Origin of the sequence: Streptomyces sp. NPDC092296 (genome assembly GCF_044755465.1) — a bacterium.
GTDB lineage: Bacteria > Actinomycetota > Actinomycetes > Streptomycetales > Streptomycetaceae > Peterkaempfera.
The window spans coordinates 54,062-70,590 of record NZ_JBIVRB010000001.1 but is presented as its reverse complement, the minus strand read 5'-3'; the positions used below and the strand labels follow the sequence as shown (position 1 = coordinate 70,590).

The 16,529-nt window shown below is 72.0% G+C and carries 13 protein-coding genes and 1 tRNA gene; 4 read left to right on the top strand and 10 right to left on the bottom strand.

Annotation, left to right across the window (positions count from 1 at the left end; translation table 11 throughout):
- Window positions 1–36 precede the first annotated feature (36 nt).
- Together ACIQGZ_RS00340 and ACIQGZ_RS00335 are read left to right on the top strand one after the other, a co-directional pair.
- Window positions 37–2,382, top strand: coding sequence for a DEAD/DEAH box helicase (locus ACIQGZ_RS00340; RefSeq protein ID WP_402598335.1), 2,346 nt, complete (start codon window positions 37–39; stop codon window positions 2,380–2,382).
- A gap of 175 nt (window positions 2,383–2,557) precedes the next feature.
- Window positions 2,558–2,630 (top strand) — tRNA-Lys (locus ACIQGZ_RS00335).
- A 116-nt stretch (window positions 2,631–2,746) separates the two neighbouring features.
- Here ACIQGZ_RS00335 and ACIQGZ_RS00330 read toward each other — a convergent pair.
- The 5 genes from ACIQGZ_RS00330 to ACIQGZ_RS00310 all read right to left on the bottom strand — a co-directional run bounded on the left by ACIQGZ_RS00330 (window position 2,747) and on the right by ACIQGZ_RS00310 (window position 8,853).
- Window positions 2,747–4,108, bottom strand: a complete 1,362-nt coding sequence (locus ACIQGZ_RS00330) for an SGNH/GDSL hydrolase family protein (RefSeq protein WP_402598333.1) — start codon at window positions 4,106–4,108, stop codon at window positions 2,747–2,749.
- Window positions 4,109–4,586: 478 nt separating this feature from the next.
- Window positions 4,587–6,389 (bottom strand): cellulose binding domain-containing protein, encoded by a 1,803-nt coding sequence (locus tag ACIQGZ_RS00325; RefSeq protein ID WP_402598332.1) that lies wholly within the window; start codon window positions 6,387–6,389, stop codon window positions 4,587–4,589.
- Between the two features lie 564 nt (window positions 6,390–6,953).
- Window positions 6,954–7,664 (bottom strand): hypothetical protein, encoded by a 711-nt coding sequence (locus ACIQGZ_RS00320; protein ID WP_402598330.1) that lies wholly within the window; start codon window positions 7,662–7,664, stop codon window positions 6,954–6,956.
- Between the two features lie 32 nt (window positions 7,665–7,696).
- Window positions 7,697–8,185: a hypothetical protein gene (locus ACIQGZ_RS00315; protein ID WP_402598329.1), complete on the bottom strand. Its 489-nt coding sequence runs from the start codon at window positions 8,183–8,185 to the stop codon at window positions 7,697–7,699.
- Window positions 8,186–8,355: 170 nt separating this feature from the next.
- Window positions 8,356–8,853 carry an EndoU domain-containing protein gene (locus tag ACIQGZ_RS00310; protein ID WP_402598327.1) on the bottom strand — a complete coding sequence of 166 codons (498 nt, stop codon included), beginning with the start codon at window positions 8,851–8,853 and terminating at the stop codon, window positions 8,356–8,358.
- An 87-nt stretch (window positions 8,854–8,940) separates the two neighbouring features.
- On the opposite strand from ACIQGZ_RS00310, the gene ACIQGZ_RS00305 reads away from it, so the two are divergent.
- Entirely contained in the window at window positions 8,941–9,870 is a 930-nt protein-coding gene (locus tag ACIQGZ_RS00305) for a hypothetical protein (RefSeq protein ID WP_402598326.1), read from the top strand.
- Between the two features lie 579 nt (window positions 9,871–10,449).
- Entirely contained in the window at window positions 10,450–11,679 is a 1,230-nt protein-coding gene (locus tag ACIQGZ_RS00300) for a cytochrome P450 (protein ID WP_402598325.1), read from the top strand.
- 99 nt (window positions 11,680–11,778) lie between these two features.
- On the opposite strand, the gene ACIQGZ_RS00295 is transcribed toward ACIQGZ_RS00300, so the two are convergent.
- From ACIQGZ_RS00295 to ACIQGZ_RS00275, 5 genes are all read right to left on the bottom strand, one after another.
- Complete coding sequence (locus tag ACIQGZ_RS00295) at window positions 11,779–13,053, bottom strand: cytochrome P450 (RefSeq protein ID WP_402598323.1); 1,275 nt, start codon at window positions 13,051–13,053, stop codon at window positions 11,779–11,781.
- Window positions 13,050–13,658, bottom strand: a complete 609-nt coding sequence (locus tag ACIQGZ_RS00290; RefSeq protein WP_402598321.1) for a GTP-binding protein — start codon at window positions 13,656–13,658, stop codon at window positions 13,050–13,052. The genes ACIQGZ_RS00295 and ACIQGZ_RS00290 overlap by 4 nt, the downstream gene beginning before the upstream one ends.
- The gene (locus tag ACIQGZ_RS00285) at window positions 13,639–13,998 is read right to left on the bottom strand and encodes a DUF742 domain-containing protein (protein WP_402598320.1); all 360 of its coding nucleotides are present in this window, start codon (window positions 13,996–13,998) and stop codon (window positions 13,639–13,641) included. The genes ACIQGZ_RS00290 and ACIQGZ_RS00285 overlap by 20 nt, the downstream gene beginning before the upstream one ends.
- Complete coding sequence (locus ACIQGZ_RS00280; RefSeq protein WP_402598319.1) at window positions 13,995–14,414, bottom strand: roadblock/LC7 domain-containing protein; 420 nt, start codon at window positions 14,412–14,414, stop codon at window positions 13,995–13,997. Before ACIQGZ_RS00280 ends, ACIQGZ_RS00285 begins: the two co-directional genes overlap by 4 nt.
- Before the next feature lie 198 nt (window positions 14,415–14,612).
- Window positions 14,613–16,307, bottom strand: coding sequence for an ATP-binding protein (locus ACIQGZ_RS00275; RefSeq protein ID WP_402598318.1), 1,695 nt, complete (start codon window positions 16,305–16,307; stop codon window positions 14,613–14,615).
- Window positions 16,308–16,529: the final 222 nt, after the last annotated feature.

Below are 16,529 nucleotides of genomic sequence, written 5' to 3'. Positions count from 1 at the left end.
CGGACTTAGGCGCGTGCCACTTCCGGAAGGTTCTGCATGTCTCTCGTTGACGACGACCGCTTCGCCATGCCCGCGAGCGGTTCCGCCGCCGATGCCCCCGTCGAGGCCGTAGTGGTCCCCGACGCCCTCACCGCCGATGTGGCGGATGTCACCGATCCGGCGGACGTCCTGGACGACGCCGCCGACATCGACGCCGACGCCCCCGCAGCGGGGTCCGTCGAGGAGCCCACCGCCACCTTCGGTGACCTGGGCCTGCACGACGACATCGTCCGCGCCCTCGCGAAGCGCGGCGTCACCGTCCCGTTCCCGATCCAGGCCGCGACCATCCCGGACGCGCTGGCCGGCAAGGACGTGCTGGGCCGTGGCCGCACCGGCTCCGGCAAGACCCTGAGCTTCGGCCTGCCGCTGCTCACCCGGCTCGCCGAGGGCCGCACCCGGGCCAAGCGGCCGCGCGGCCTGATCCTGGTCCCGACCCGCGAGCTGGCCATGCAGGTCTCCGACGCGCTGGAGCCGTACGGCTCGGTGCTCGGCCTCAACCTCAAGGTGGTCTGCGGCGGCACGTCGATGCCCCGCCAGATCTACGCGCTGGAGCGCGGCGTGGACGTCCTCGTCGCCACCCCCGGTCGGCTGCGCGACCTGATCGACCGTGGTGCCGCCACGCTGGACGAGGTGCAGATCGCCGTCCTGGACGAGGCGGACCAGATGGCCGACATGGGCTTCCTGCCCGAGGTCACCGAGATCCTCGACCTGGTGCCGGCCGGCGGCCAGCGGATGCTCTTCTCGGCCACGCTCGAGAACGAGATCGACACCCTGGTCAAGCGTTACCTGCAGAACCCGGTCACCCACGAGGTCGACCCGTCGGCGGGCGCCGTCACCACCATGACCCACCACATCCTCGTGGTGAAGCCCAAGGACAAGGCGCCGATCACCAACGCGATCGCCGCCCGCAAGGGCCGCACGATCATCTTCGTCCGTACCCAGATGGGTGCCGACCGGGTGGCCGAGCAGCTGATCGAGGCCGGGGTGCGCGCCGACGCGCTGCACGGCGGCATGACCCAGGGCGCCCGCACCCGGACCCTGGGCGACTTCAAGGACGGATACGTCAACGTCCTGGTCGCCACCGACGTCGCCGCCCGTGGCATCCACGTCGACGGCATCGACCTGGTGCTGAACGTGGACCCGGCCGGCGACCACAAGGACTACCTGCACCGCTCCGGCCGCACCGCCCGTGCCGGCCGCTCCGGCATCGTGGTCACCCTGGTGCTGCCGCACCAGCGCCGGGGCATCTTCCGGCTGATGGAGGACGCCGGGGTCGACGCCTCCCGCCATGTGGTGGGCGGCGCCTTCGACGCCGATGTGGCCCGGATCACCGGCGCCCGCTCGCTGACCGAGGTCCAGGCGGAGGGCGCGGCCGGTGCCGCCAAGGCCGCCGAGCGCGAGGTCGAAGAGGTGACCCGCCACCTGGAGAAGCTCCAGCGGCGCGCGGCCGAGCTGCGTGAGGACGCGGACCGGCTGGCCGCCCGCGCGGCGCGCGAGCGGGCCGAGCTGGGCATCGAGGACGAGGCGCCGGCCGAGGCCGTCGTCACCCTCGACGAGTCCGCCGCCGCTCCGGTGGTCGAGCCCGCCGAGCAGGCCCCGGCCGTGGCCGCGGCCGAGCCGCAGGAGCGCGAGCGCGAGCGTGGTACGTCGTACCGCGAGGCGCGCAGCGAGCGCCCGCCGTACAACCGCGACCGTGACCGTGGTGGGGACCGTGGCGGCGAGCGTCCGGCGCGTTCCTTCGACCGTGACCGCGACGACCGTGGTGGCCGTTCGTTCGAGCGCCGCGACGACCGTGGCGGTCGCCCGTACGAGCGTCGTGACGACCGGGGCAACTTCGGCAGCCGTGACCGCGACGACCGTGGTGGCCGTTCGTTCGAGCGTCGTGACGACCGTGGCGGTCGCCCGTTCGAGCGCCGTGACGACCGTGGCGGCAGCTTCAACCGCGACCGTGGCGGCGAGCGTCCGGCGCGTTCCTTCGACCGTGACCGCGACGACCGTGGCGGCCGTTCGTTCGAGCGCCGCGACGACCGTGGCGGCAGCTTCAACCGTGACCGTGGCGGCGAGCGCCCGGCCCGCTCCTTCGACCGCCCGTACGGCGGCGACCGCGACCGTGGCGCCCGCCCGTCCTTCGGGGACCGCGACCGCACCAGCCGTCCGTTCGCCCGGCGCGACGACCACCGCTCCGGCACCGGTCGCCCGCAGGGCACGCACAGCGGCTCGTCGTACGGCGACCGCGACCGCAGCGGCGGCACCGGCAGCCGGGGCTTCGAGCGCCGCGACAACGGTGGCACCGGCGGCGGTGGCTTCGGTGACCGCAAGCCGCGCTGGAAGCGCAACGGCTGACGCCGACTCAGCACTCTGACGGCCGCGGGCCCGCCCTATCGCACGGGGCGGGCCCGCTGCCGTACTCCCGGCGCCACATCTCGGCCCCCGGCTCCGCAATGCGATGGCGAAGCCACCGGCATCTCCGGGTAGTCTTCTTCCGGCAGCAGCCGCACCCTACGGCCGCACCGCCACCGGGCCGCTAGCTCAATTGGCAGAGCTGCGGACTTTTAATCCGTAGGTTCAGGGTTCGAGCCCCTGGCGGCCCACACGGTCAAGGCCCAGCTCATTCCGTATGAGCTGGGCCTTTCGCGTTTTCATGGGCTATCGGGTGGGTTTCGGCCGTCCGCTCCGGGTGGGACGGTCGGCCCGGGGTCGCCGGGGGTCAGCCGTTGTAGCCGAAGCCCGGGGTGAGCGGCTGCTGCCGGAAGAGGGTGGTCGGGATGGCTTCCGCGAGCGCCTGGTAGCCGGTCGGGTTGAGGTGCAGGTGGTCTCCGACGTCGAAGGTGGGGCGCAGCTGCCGGGGGTGCTGCGGGTCGCGGGCGGCCCGGTCGAAGTCGATCACGCTGTCGAACCGGCCGCTGGTGCGAATCCAGGTGTTCACCGTCTGCCGGGCCGCCTCGCGGTAGCCGTCGGGGTCGTCGTAGTCGGCACCGCCCATGGGGGTCAGGGTCACCCCGTACACCCGGATGCCCTGGGCGTGCGCCATGGCGACGATCTGCTCGTACGCCGCGATGACATCGGCTGCCACCTGCCGCTGGGCCGCCTTGGTGGCGTCCGCCGTACCGATGTCGTTGATCCCCTCGAAGACCAGGAGCCAGTCGACACCGCTCTGCGCCAGGATGTCGCGGTCGACCCGGGCGAGGCCGTTGGGGCCCAGCCCGTCGTTGAGCAGCCGGTTGCCGCCGGCCGCCTGGTTGAGCAGCGCGACCGACGCGGAGCCCGGCCGGCTCTCCAGCCGCTTCAGCAGCTGGTCGGGCCAGCGGTCGTTGCCGTTGGTGGTGGAACCGCGGCCGTCCGTCAGGGAGTCGCCGAGCACCACGGCGGCGGAGGTGTCGGCCTTGGACCAGACCTCGACGCCGCTGAGGAAGTACCAGTGGTCGGCGGTGGCGGCCCCGGCCAGGTTCGCGTCCTTCACATGGTTGCCGGTCAGCAGGTACGAGGTGGTACGGGAGCCCGGGTGCGAGGTGATGGAGGTGGACGCCTGGCCGTCGGCCAGGTAGAGCGTCACCGTGAGGTTGGAGTCGGGCTGGATCGGGAAGTCCAGCGGGTCGGAGACGGCCTGCGCCCCGACCGGTACCGACGCCGACGACCGGCCCTGGAAGGTCACCGGGTGCGTGGTGCCGGGCTGGATGGCGCCGGTGCCGGCCTGGCCGCCGGCGGGGAGGGCCACGGACACCGCGGTGATGGGCAGCGCCGCGCCCCCGAACGCGTTGGAGATGCGCAGCCGTATGTGCTTGCCGCCGACCGAGACGTGGACGGTCTGGCGCACCGTGGCGTTCACCAGGACGGCGTCGTCCTGGGTGAAGGGCGCCGGCGGCATGTTGCTCGGCTCCGTCAGCTGCGGCATCGCGGCCCAGGTGCCCACCCAGTGGGCGTTCGGCTCTCTCGGGCCGGCGGCGTTGGCCGGGCCCGGCGCATGGGTGAGGGGTGGGTGTCCGGCTCCCACCGCCGGTGTGGTCACCACGACGGCGGCTGCCAGGGCGCCGGCCGCGATCAGGCTGACAAGGGAGGACTTGGTGCGCATGGTGGGCCTTTCCTACGGTCCGGTACGGCCTGCTTCGGTCCTGGGTGACCGGCAGGCGGTGGCGTGGTAAGGGGTGGGCGGCCTGCCCTGCCCGGTACGGGGGTGAGCTGCGGCGGGCTCCGGGGCGGCCCTCGCTCCGGGACGAGGGGCGCGGGCAGGGCCACGGGTGGGCTGTTCGGGCGGGTGGGCTGTTCGGGCGGGTCGGCTGTTCGGGCGGGTCTGCGGCGGCTTGGAGTGGGCGCCACCGAGTGCCGCTCGGGATCGTTCGGCTGGTGCCGGGGCAGCGAGGTGCGCGGCCCGGCCTGGTCCGGGCGCTGGCGGCGAACGCTCCCTGCCGCTCCGTCCCCCGTGGTCCGTCCGGTGGCGGTCCCGCTGGGACGGGTGCCGTGGGCCCGGGTCGCCGGATCGGCGGCCGCCGGGCTCCCGCCCCGGCGCGGTGCGTCGGTGCCGGGGCGGGAACTCGGGGTGGCCGGGGTGATCAGGGGCTGGTGCAGGTGATGTTGCTGGGTGCGGCGGAGGAGCTGCCGGTGGCGGTGTAGCCGAAGGTGGTGGTGCCGTTGGCGGCGAGGGTGCCGTTCCAGTCCACGTTCTTGACCGTGATGGACCCGCTGGTGCCGCTGTTCGCGCCGCTCCAGATGCTGCTGATGGTCTGGCCGGATGCGAGGGTCATGCCGACGGTCCAGCCGTTGAGCGTGCCGGTGCCGTTGTTGCGGACCGACACCTCGCCCTGGAGGCCGCCGGGCCAGGTGCTGATGTTCTGGTAGGTGGCAGTGCAGGCGCCGCTCGTGCCGCCGCCGCCCGTGGTGGCTCCGCCGGTGGTCGTGCCGCCCGTGGTGGTGCCGCCGGTGGTGGTGCCGCCGGTGGTGGTGCCCCCGGTGGTGGTCCCTCCCGTGGTCGTGCCGCCGGTGGTGGTCCCTCCCGTGGTGGTCCCGCCGGTGGTGGTCCCTCCCGTGGTGGTCCCGCCGGTGGTCGTGCCGCCGGTGGTGGTCCCGCCGGTGGTGCTTCCACCGTCGGTCAGGGTCGGCGTCTGCCAGTCCCGCCAGGAGGCCAGGTTGCCGGACTTGCTGGGCGCGATCCGGAACACACCGGAGCCGTTGCCCGTGCCCAGCAGGAACTTCTGGAGGTTCTGCTGCAGCGGGGTCTTCCACTCGGACCTGACCGCGCAGTGGGTCCCGTCCTGGACGTCCGACCAGTAGGTGATGTTGCTCTGTACGCCGAGCGCCTTGTAGACCTCGGCTCCGCCCAGAGCGGCCACACTCCCCGACTTGGCGGCCAGCCAGTCGACGGAGGGGTTCTCCATGATGAACAGTCCTCGCGGCGCGACCATGCCGACGATCTCGTGGGTGTCCACCGGCAGCGTGTTCGGGTTGCCCGTGTAGGGGCTGAACGCGTCGCCGAGCCACGGCTGCTCGGTGAAGGCGCTGTTCAGCGGCTGGGCGCCGTTCTCCCCGGGAATGCCGCGGAGGATGGGGACACCACCGCTGCCCGACTCGATGGGCATGGTCAGCGCGATGCGCTGGTCGAAGGCGCCGGCCACGATGGCGCCCTTGCCGAACCGCGAGCATCCCGTCACGCCGGTCGCATCCGCCTTGAGGATGTTGCCGCCCGACTGCTCGATGACGTCGATGATCCGGCTCACGCCCCAGGACCAGGCCATCAGCAGCCCCGTGCTGCTTGACGAGCCGTAGATGCTGTAGAACGCGCCCTGCTTGTTGTTCCGCGCCGTGCCCTCGGCGCCGACCGAGTAGGGGTCGTAGCTGATGATGGCAGCGCCGGCGGCCTTGATGGTGGCCGTGTCCGCCCCGAGGCCGCCCAGCACGATGACGGCCGGGAAGGGGCCGGAGCCGCTGGGCAGGCTGACGCCCGCCGAGAAGCTGGCGGTCTTGCCCTGGTCCGTCACCTTCACCGTGATGCTGCTGTTGGAGACCGTACCCGTGACGCCGGCGGGCTTTGCGGGCTTGGGGCCGTAGACGGTCTTCTCGGCCAGCGACTCGATCTCGGCCCGGCGACACCGCCAGTCGGACTTGGTGGAGATGCGGGTGCCGTCCAGCTTCTTGAAGGGGTCGGGCAGCATGGAGTTGGACGGCGAGGAGCCCTGGTTGGGCACCGTGCAGCCGGCACTGTCGTCTTCCACGGCGGCGGCCTGTACCTGCGCGGCGGCGACCGTTCTGTCGGCGGCACCTGCCTGCGGGGTGAGGAGGGGGACGGTCAGGCTCGCGGCGGCCACCAGTACGGCGGCTGCCCACGCCTGGGGCCGATATCGATAGCGAGGAAAGCGCATGGAGGGACCTCCGGAGGAAGGCGCGCGGTTGACGCGGGTGGGCCCTGCCCGGTCGGCCGGGAACCGCGGACCCGCTGGTGCAGGTGGGTTGGGGTCGCGGACCCGCCGTGGGAAGTGCCGCTGCGAGCGTGGTGTCCGGGAAGGGGCTTGGGTTTCCCGGTGGGGCGTTTCACGGGTCGCAGGGCACCAGAACCAGAACCGGGTGGGGTTGGGAGCGCTCCCAAGAGTAGGAAGTGGCCAAGGGCATGACAACACATGGGCACGGGGGTGCTCAGGTTGGCTGTTCTGGCACTTCTTCCGACGCATACGACGCCCACCAAAGCCGGGCGGATGAGTGGAAATCAGCCGCGCCTTCGACCGGTAGTGACTTCATGCAATAGAAAGAACCAGCCACTTTGCGAAGCATTGTCGAAACTTTCGGAATCCTTTGACGAGCCTAGCCCGCATTTCGGTGAGGCGCGAGGGCCCCGTGCGGTGGGCCCCGGACAACTCCACCGCATCGGGGTCTCCGCGCTCGGATCAGGCCCCGCTGCCGACTGTCGACAACACCGGTGACGGATACGGCTAGCTGCCGATCTTCTTGCGCTTGCGCGCTTCGAGCCGCGCATACCAGCGCCGGCCCTCCGCGCCGCAGTGGTCCCGGATGTGGTCGCGGAGCACGGCCGTCCGGTCGTTGCACTCCTTGACGCGGAGGCTGCCCCGGTCGATCTCCGCGCTGAGGGCGGTCAGCGCGCCGTACAGGTCGTCAATGGTGCTCTGGGTCGCCTGCAACTGGCGCACCGTGCCCGCCCGGCTCCGGGCGGGCAGGCGGTCGCGCTTCCGGGCCAGCTGCCGCTTGTCCTCGCGCAGTCGGTTCAGTACGCCGGAGAGCGTGCCCCGGGTCTGGACGGCGCTGCGCTTGAGTGCGTACCAGCGGTCGGCGAGCAGCAGGCTTTCATAGTGCCGCTGCCGGTACAGCGCGAAATTCACCTCGTCGTGCGCCACGAGGCGCATGCTCGCCAGAAGCGCCGATTCGCGTTCCAGTCCGCTGCTGATGTCGCTCAGCCGACGGCGGACCGCGCGGGCGTCGGCCAGGGCCGAGCCCGAGGCGGCGGCCGGTACGCGCGAAGTCGACCGGCTGCTCCGGTACCAGGCGATGAGCGCGATGGCCGCGAGGACGAGAGCGAGGACGACGTACGGCAGCTCGTTCTGGAAAAGCCAGGCTATTCCCCAGCCGATGAATCCGATTGCGAGCAGCGCCAGGGCGAAAAGGAGCAGGATCTCCCCGGGTTCCACCTGGGCCCACCTCCGAACAGTGCGACTGGGGATCAGGAATTGATGGCACGCCAGGCCGCGACCGCCGCCTCGGCATCTCCGAGTCGCAGCGAGTCGCTCAGCCGGATGAGCTGATCGCCGCTGGTGATGTGGTAATGCAGCATCTGGCCGGTCAGGATGCTGATGGTCTGCACCGCCAGGATGCGCTGCTCCTCGGAGACCGACAGATCGCTGGACTGCTGGACCATGGCCTGAATGGCGAAGGACTGGTTTTGCAGCGAGAAGTGCACCATGGCGGCCTTGGCCCGCTCCGCCTCGAATGTCCGCACGATCGTCTCCTGCCGCATTCGGATGATGTCGGAGGCGATGGCGCGCTGTGTGTTGAACCGCTTGAACTCGAACGCGCAGGCCGAGAGCGTGGCGGTGATTCCGGCCGCCGCGCCGAGCGGGCTCAGTGCGGTGGCGATATGGCCGACGGCCGAGTTGTAGCTGACCCGGCGATCGCCGGCGACGCGGATGAGTTCGGCAACCATGGCGTTCACGCCCCTTGATCAAGACGTCCGGACCGGGACGGCGGCCCGCTGGGGCCGGCCGACGAGTGGTTGCACGGTAGGCGGGCTATGGCGATCGTATGGCGATGGACGGCGGCCGCCCGGTCGGCGGAACGCGCGCACCGCCCGGCGCCGGTACCGGCCAGTGCAGCCGGTATCGGTCAGTACATGAGCGGGTAGGCCGACACGATCCCCTCGCCGTAGGGCTCCACGATGACGCGCAGTCTGACGCCGTCGTACAGCCCGTCCACCCGGAAGCGGGCCGGGATGGCCCACTCGACGTCGGGGAGGTCGTGCCACGGGTTGAACAGGGTCTCGGGCTCTCCGCCCGTCTTCCCGTCCCGGGACCAGGCCGCCGCGGGGTCGCTGGCGACGGCCTGGGCCGCCGTGAATATCGCGTCGTCGGTCCAGTGCGCGGGGAAGAGGCTCTTTCCCAGACCACGGGCGGATGCCCGGTCGGAGTGCAGTTCCGCAATGTGGTCCATGCGGTAGGGCGAGAGGTAACTGGCCCGCTCGCGCAGTTCCGGGGTGATGGCGATTTCCTCGCCGCGCACTTCGGCGTCCTCCCAGCCGCCGTACCGGCCGCGGGAGGCTCCGCGCCCGCTGGCTTCCTGCCCGTAGACAGTGCGTGGGTCATAGGGTTCGGGGGTATCGGCCACGGCGTCTCCACCTTAGGATCACCCGCGTACGCTCAGGAGGCGGCTGGGGCGCGATTTTAGCGCCGCGGCGGCTCGCAAGGGGGGCATGTGTCCGACCCGGTGCCTTCAGGAGTGGCAGCGGCGGCCTCGCGACTGCGGGCGCTGCTCACCTCGACATATCAGCGCCGATGGCTGGCCCACTCCCGGCGGATGAGGGGCGACGGGCTCAGCTATGCGGCGGTGTCGCAGGTGGTGGCGCTCCACCTCTGGGAGAGCGGCTTACGCACCGACACCGACCGCGATCTGCCGCGCAAGCTGCGGGACCGCATCCGGCAGGCGCTGCGCGGCGAGCAGCTGACCCAGGAGACCATCGGCTGGTTGGTGGAGGCATTCGACTTCACCGAGGACGACGCCCGCTCGGTGTGGGACGCCTTTTCCGGGGGGAATGCGTCCGATCTGGAGGACGACGGTATTTCCGCCACCCTCCGGCAGCTCGCGGTGCCGATCGTGAAACCGCAGCGGCATCGGACGACGGCGCTTTTCTCGCGTTACCACATCGGGCCGGACCTGATGCTCCGCAGGATAGAGTCCAGCCATGTGATCGTCGCCCTGGAGGACGGCGTCGACACTTTCGCCTACAGCCCGCGGGACACCGTGGTCGACGCGGATGTGGTCAGCGGCGGCACTCTCGTCGGGCGCCATGAAAGCACGCTCGGATTCATCGGGCTGGAATTCCGGCTGGACCGTCCCCTCGCGGAGGGCCGGCATGCCTCGCTCCAGTACTACACGACCCACCGCCCGACCCCCGAGCCCTGCACCCAGGTGCGCCGGGCCGCCCGCAAGCGCATCGAGAACGTCGACCTGCGGGTGATCTTCGAGGGGCCGGTGCCGGCCAGGGCGTGGTGGTGCGTCTGGGACGCCTACAGCGAGGGCGACGCGGTGCAGCGCCGGCCGGCGCGGGTCTCGGCCCGGTCAGAGCTGCACCAGTTCCTGCCGTATGCCGAGGAGGCCGTCATCGGCTTCGAGTGGGAGTGGTAGCGCCCGGGTGGGGTCAGGTAGGTGTCAGGTAGGTGGGGTCCCGGCGGCCGGGCACGGGCCACAGTGGTGACGCAACGTAGCCGATTCTGCTGGGCGGGACGGTTGGCCGGGCTGGGTGGCTGCTCCGTTCGGCCCGGGGTCGGTGGGGTCCGGTCGGCCTGTACCGGTTCTCCACAGGGCCATCCACAGGCTGTGGACATGTCAGCCATCACCCGGTGGACGACTGCGGTCGCGGCGGTCCGCGACCGCTCCGCCACCCACCGCCACCGTCCAGGAGGTCCACAGCACGCGCCGGGGTCGGGTTCGCCAGTATGGATTCGGCCAGAGTGTCCGGGGCGCCGCGGCGACGCCGATACCGGGAAACGGTGCACAGCGGGGGAAAACGCGGTGGTGATGAGGGTTCCGGGGGCGACCCAATCGGCATATGCCAGGACTTTGGGGTCGATGGGGCTGGATCTCACTCCGGTGAAACGTGGCTTGATCATGCGCACCGGGGCGGCCGGAACCCGACCTGGACGCAAGTGATCATGGCTGCCTAGCCTGAGTGGTCTGTCCCACTACACCTCTGGGAGACCCGTCATGACGACGACTCAGCAGGCACCTGACATCCTCTCGCCCGAGTTCGCGTCCGACCCGTACACGGCTTACCGCATCATGCGGGACGACTTCCCGCTGATCTGGCACGAGGCCACGCAGAGCTACATCGTGTCCCGGTACGAGGACGTCGAGCGCGCCTTCAAGGACCGGGAGTCCGTCTTCACCACCCAGAACTACGACTGGCAGATCGAGCCGGTGCACGGCCGGACCATCCTCCAGCTGAGCGGGCGCGAGCACTCGGTGCGCCGCGCGCTGGTGGCGCCCGCCTTCCGGGGCAACGCGCTGGAGGAGCAGTTCCTGCCGGTGATCGAGCGCAACTGCCGGGAGCTGATCGACGGCTTCCGCGACGCCGGGACCGCCGATCTGGTCTCGCAGTTCGCGACCCGCTTCCCGGTCAATGTGATCGCGGACATGCTGGGCCTGGACAAGGCCGACCACGAGAAGTTCCACGGCTGGTACACGACGGTGATCGCGTTCCTGGGCAACCTCAGCCAGGACCCGGAGGTGGCCGAGGCGGGCGCCCGGACCCGGGTGGAGTTCGCCGAGTACATGATCCCGATCATCCAGCAGCGCCGGGAGAACCTGGGCGACGACCTGCTCTCCACGCTCTGCGCGGCCGAGGTCGACGGCACCCGGATGAGCGACGAGGACATCAAGGCGTTCTGCAGCCTGCTGCTGGCGGCGGGCGGCGAGACCACCGACAAGGCCCTGGCCTCCATCTTCGCCAACCTGCTGGCCCACCCGGAGCAGCTGGCCGCAGTGCGCGCCGACCGCAGCCTGATACCCCGGGCGTTCGCGGAGACGCTGCGCTACACCCCGCCGGTGCACATGATCATGCGCCAGACCGCGAAGGAGGTCGAGGTCAGCGGCGGGGTGATCCCCGAGGGCGCCACCGTCACCTGCCTGATCGGCGCCGCCAACCGGGACGACCGCCGGTACAGCGCCCCCGACACCTTCGACATCTTCCGCGACGACCTCACGGCCACCAACGCCTTCTCCGCCGCCGCCGACCACCTGGCCTTCGCGCTCGGCCGGCACTTCTGCGTGGGCGCGCTGCTGGCCAAGGCGGAGGTCGAGATCGGCGTCGACCAGCTGCTGGACGCCATGCCCGACATCGCGCTCCAGGAAGGCTTCGCCACCACCGAGTCCGGCGTCTTCACCCGTGGCCCCCAGGCGGTGCCAGTGCGCTTCACCCCGGTCGGCGCGGCGTAGCCCGCAGCCGCCCGCGACGGCCCGTATGGACCTCGGGGCGCGGGAAGCAGTGCGGTCGCCCGCACCGCTCCCCGCGCCCCGGACCGGGTGCGCGGCCGGTCAGCCCCGCAGGGCCGGCCCCGGGGTGAACTCCACCGGCAGCGACTCCAGCCCGCGCATCCAGATCGACGGCCGCCAGACCAGCGACTCGGCGTCCACCGCGACCACCACGTCCGGCAGCCGGTCCAGCAGTACCTCCACCGCCGCCTTGGCGATCACCTCGGCCAGCTCCGGCGCCGGGTACGGGCACTGGTGCTCGCCGTGGCTGAACGACAGGTGCGCCTGGTTCCCGGCGGCGCCCGCCGCCGCGTCCGGGCGCACCTGCGGGTCGGTGTTGGCCGCCGCCAGCCCGAGGACCAGCAGATCGCCCCGGCGGATGCGCCGCCCCGCCAGCTCGGTGTCCTGGGCGGCCCACCGCCCGATGAAGTTCTGGGTCGGGGTGTCCTCCCACAGCACCTCGTTGAGCGCCTGGCCGACGCTGCGCCGACCACCGGAGAGCGTCACCGAGAACCGCTCGTCGGTCAGCATCAGCCGCAGCGTGTTGCCGATCCAGTTGGCGGTCGGCTGCTGCGCCGCCGCGATCACCGAGATCAGGTCCTGGACGATCTGCTCGTCGGTCAGCCCCGCCGAGTGGGCCAGCAGCCGGGACGGCACATCCGGGCCCGGCCGCCGGTGCTTGGCCTCGACCAGCCGCTGAATCCGGTCCTGCACCCGCTGGTAGGCGGCGACCGGGTCGTCACCCTCGCCCGCGTCGAGCGACACCGTCAGGTCGTGGACCAGGTCGTCGACCTCGGAGTCCGGCAGACCGCACATCCGGACGATGGCCAGCAGCGGCAGCTGGTGCGCGTAGTCGGCCATCAGATCGGCCTCGCCGCTGCCGACGAAGGCGTCGATCAGGGTGTCGGCGATCCGCTCGCAGACCGTCTGGAGCTCGAACTGGTCGACCGCGCCGAGCGCGTCGCTGATCGCGCCGGAACGCCGCCGGTGCTCGGGCCCCTCGGTGAACAGCACGGACGGCTGGTAGCCGACGTACGGGAGCAGCGGCCAGTCGGCCGGGATGCTGTCCCAGGCGTGCCAGCGGCGGGAGTCACGGGCGAACAACTGGTCGTTGCTGGTGACGTAGTGCACCTCGCGGTAGCCGAGGACCAGCCAGGCGGGCACGCCGCCGTCCAGCGCGACCGGGGCGACCGCGCCGTGCACCCGGCGCAGCTCCCGGTACAGCTCGGCGGTCTTCTGCTGGAACTGGAGGCTGTTCAGCTCCACTGCGCCGGCGTGCGCCGGGCAGCCGGCGGGCGCGGCCGGGGCGCCGTCGGCGGTGGTAAGGCTGTCGGTCATCGCGTCTTCTCCTGGGCGGATGACAGGGAGTGGAGGTGGTTCACGAGGCTGATCAGCACCGCCTTGCTCGATCCGCGGTCACGTGCGTCGCAGTCGATCAGCGGGACGTCCTCGGAGAGCGACAGGGCGTCCCTCACCTGCTCCAGCGAGTGCGTGGGGTTGCCGAAGTTGTTGCGGGCCACGATGAAGGGCATGCCGTGGTGCTCCAGCCGGTCGATGGCGTACCAGGAGTCGGCCAGCCGCCGGTTGTCGACCAGCACCACCGCGCCGAGCGTCCCGGAGAACAGCCGGTCCCACAGGAACCAGAACCGCTCCTGGCCGGGTGCCCCGAACAGGTACAGCACCATCTGCTCGTTGAGGCTGATCCGGCCGAAGTCGAACGCGACCGTGGTGGTGCTCTTGCCCTGCACCTGCGCGGTCTCGTCGATGCCGAGACCGGCCTGCGTCATGGTCTCCTCGGTGTTCAGCGGGCGGATCTCGCTGACCGAGCGGACCAGGGTCGTCTTGCCCACACCGAACCCGCCGGCTACGACGATCTTGAGAGCGTTGTCCGCGGTGTCCGGCAGGGGGACGCGCGCGGTCGGCTCAGAGATTCTGGAGTCCAACGAGTACCTGCTTAAGAAGGTCGGGATCGGGCAGCCGCGTCCTGGAGGCGGTCAGCCGGGGGTGGCGGGCGGTGATCCGGCCGGTGCCGTGCAGATCGCTCAGCAGGATCCGTACGATGCTCACCGGCAGGCCCAGGTCGGCGGCGATCTCCACGACCGCCGTCGGCCGCGCGCAGATGCGAAGGATCTTGGCATGCTCGGACTGCATGCCGGGGGTCGGCTCGGATTCGCTCAGGATCAGCGTGACCAGGTCGAAGACGGTGTCGTCCACCCGGCTGCGGCCACCGGTGACGGTGTACAGCCGGTCCGGGTCCTCGCTGTCGACCGGACGTCGGATCATGCCGGCCCGCTGGCCGAGCCGGCGCTGCGCGGCGGTGAGCTGAGGTGCTCGCCGAGCTGCTCCACCAGTTCGTCCATGTTGTGGCCGATGGCACCGGGGTCGGCCTCGTCGCGGGCCACCACGGCGAGGTGCGCGCCCTCGCCGGCCTCCACGATGAACAGCAGGCCGCCGTGGAACTCGGTCATCGACTGCCGGACGCCGCCGGTGCCGTCGCCGAACTCGACGGAGGCGCCGTGCGAGAGGCTCTGGATGCCCGACGCGATGGCGGCCAGCTGGTCGGCCTGGTCGGTCGACAGCCCGGCCGACCAGCACAGCTTCAGGCCGTCCCGCGACAGCACCAGCGCGTGTCGGGCCCCCGGAGTCTTCTCCAGGAGGTTCTCCAGCAACCAGTCGAGGCTGCGGTCTGTGGTCTGCATCGCTGCTACGGGGCCGGGCCCGGCGGTTGCCGCCGGGCGGGGTCGGCCCCTGCCTCCAATCTGTTGACGTGCTCCGCCCCGGCCGGGGATCCCCCGGTTCGCACCGGGCAGGGCAGCGGTGTGGGAAGAGCGCCGGGTGCCGTCGTCGCGTTTGCCTGCGGCGCCGGCACCCGGATTCCGTTCAGGAGGGGGTAGTGGTCACTGGTCGCCGTCCGCCGGGGTGCGCTCCGGGGTGCTGCTCTCCGGGTCACCGTTCGGGGCGCCCTTCAGGGTGTCCTGCGGGGCGTCCTTCGGGGCGCTGCTCGGGGTGCCGCCCCTGACCGCCTGCCGGAAGGCGCGGAAGCGCGCGCCGGAGCCGGTCCTGGGGGCCTGCGGCTGCGGCTGGGGGGCCTCCTCGACCCGGGCCTCGGAGGCGGCGAGGGTCTGGCCGCGCGGCCGCTTGGGCAGGCCGTGCACCTCCGCCGTACCGGCCGCCGGCGACGACGCGGACTGCGCCGGGAGCGCGGCCGGGGCGGACTCGGCGGCCCGGGTGGACTCGGTGGGCTCACCGGCCCGGACGGGCTCGGTGGTCCGGACGGCCTTCGGCGCGGCGGCGGTGCGGCCGGCCGGGGCGGCGGTACGCGGGCGCGGGCGGCCGGTGGCCCGGGGCCGGTCGGCGGCCGGGGTGGCCATGCCCTGCCGGGGCTGGGTGATCAGCTCCCGGGGGATGAGCACCACCGCTCCGGTACCGCCCCGCGAGGACGGCCGGAAGGACACCGTCAGCCGGTGCTTGCGGGCCAGACACCCCACCACCGCCAGGCCCAGCCGGGTGCTGGACAGCGTGGCGAAGTCCAGCGGCTCGGTGGAGACGGCCCGCTGCGCCCGGCTGAGCTTCTCCGGGTTCATCACCAGGCCGCCGTCCTCGATGGTGACGACGACCCCGGCGGCGACCTCCTCCACGTACACGTGCACTTCCTCGGTGGGCGGCGAGAAGCTGGTGGCGTTGTCCATCAGCTCGGCCAGCGCGTGCATGACGCCCTCGGCCGCGTGGCCCGCGACCGCCACCGAGCAGGTCGAGTGCCAGCGCACCCGCTGGTAGGCGCTGATCCGGCCCATCGCGCCGCGCAGGATGCTCTCCATCACGATCGGCTTGGTCCAGCGCCGACCGGAGCGGGCCCCGGTGAGCACCGCGATGCTGTCGGCCAGCCTGCCCGCCTGGGCGGTGGCGTGGTCCAGCTTCAGCAGGTCGCCCAGCACCTCCTCGCCGTGCCGCTCCTCCATGGTGCGCAGGTCGGCCAGCATGGTGGTGGCGAGCGCCTGCACCCGGCTGGCGGCGTTGGCGCAGGCCGACATGGTGGCGGCCCGCATCCGCTCGCCGGCGGCCAGCTCATGGGCCACCGTCTCCAGCACCCGCCGGTGCACCGCGTCGGCGGGCTCGGGCAGCTCGGTCAGCGCGGTGTCGGCCGACGAACCGGCCCGCAGCCGCTTGACCAGGCCGGGCAGCAGCTCGTCCGCCAGCATGCCGGCCTGGGCGGCGAGCCGCGCGGTCTCCTCCCGCAGCCGCTCCGCCTCGGCCTCCTGCTCGGCGACCCGGTCGCGCAGCCGGCGGGTTTCGGACTCCGCCCGCGTCAGGTCGGCGCCGAGGCGGGTGGTGTCCCGCGCCAGCTGCTCGCTGCGGGCGCGGGCACCGCGTACGGTCCCCAGCGCGCGGGCGGCGACCGTCACGGCGGCGGTCAGCAGTACGGCGGCGGTGACGCCGGTGGCGGTCACCGCCGTACGGGCCGCTTCGGGGGCGGCGAGGACCGCCCAGAGGCAGGCGGCGCCGGTGACGAGCGCGGAGAGCGGGAGGGCGAGCAGCGTCCGCCCCTTCGGCAGGCGGACGGCCTGCGGGCGGGAGGCTCTGGAGGGTGGCATCAGGCGGGTCCTCATGGATGGGACAGGTGCGGCGGCTGGACTGTCGCACGGGGTGAGGGCTTCTGCTGCGCGCGGCGCACGGTGGTGACGCTGAGGGGACGGCCGCGAGTGCAGTCTGAGGTGCCGTCAAGTGGGCTTGAGTATAGTCATGTTGTCTGTTGAGACGCATGTGATGGGCCCCGCTGCCCCGGTTGCCCCGGGCCCGTACGCCGCCGCCCGGCA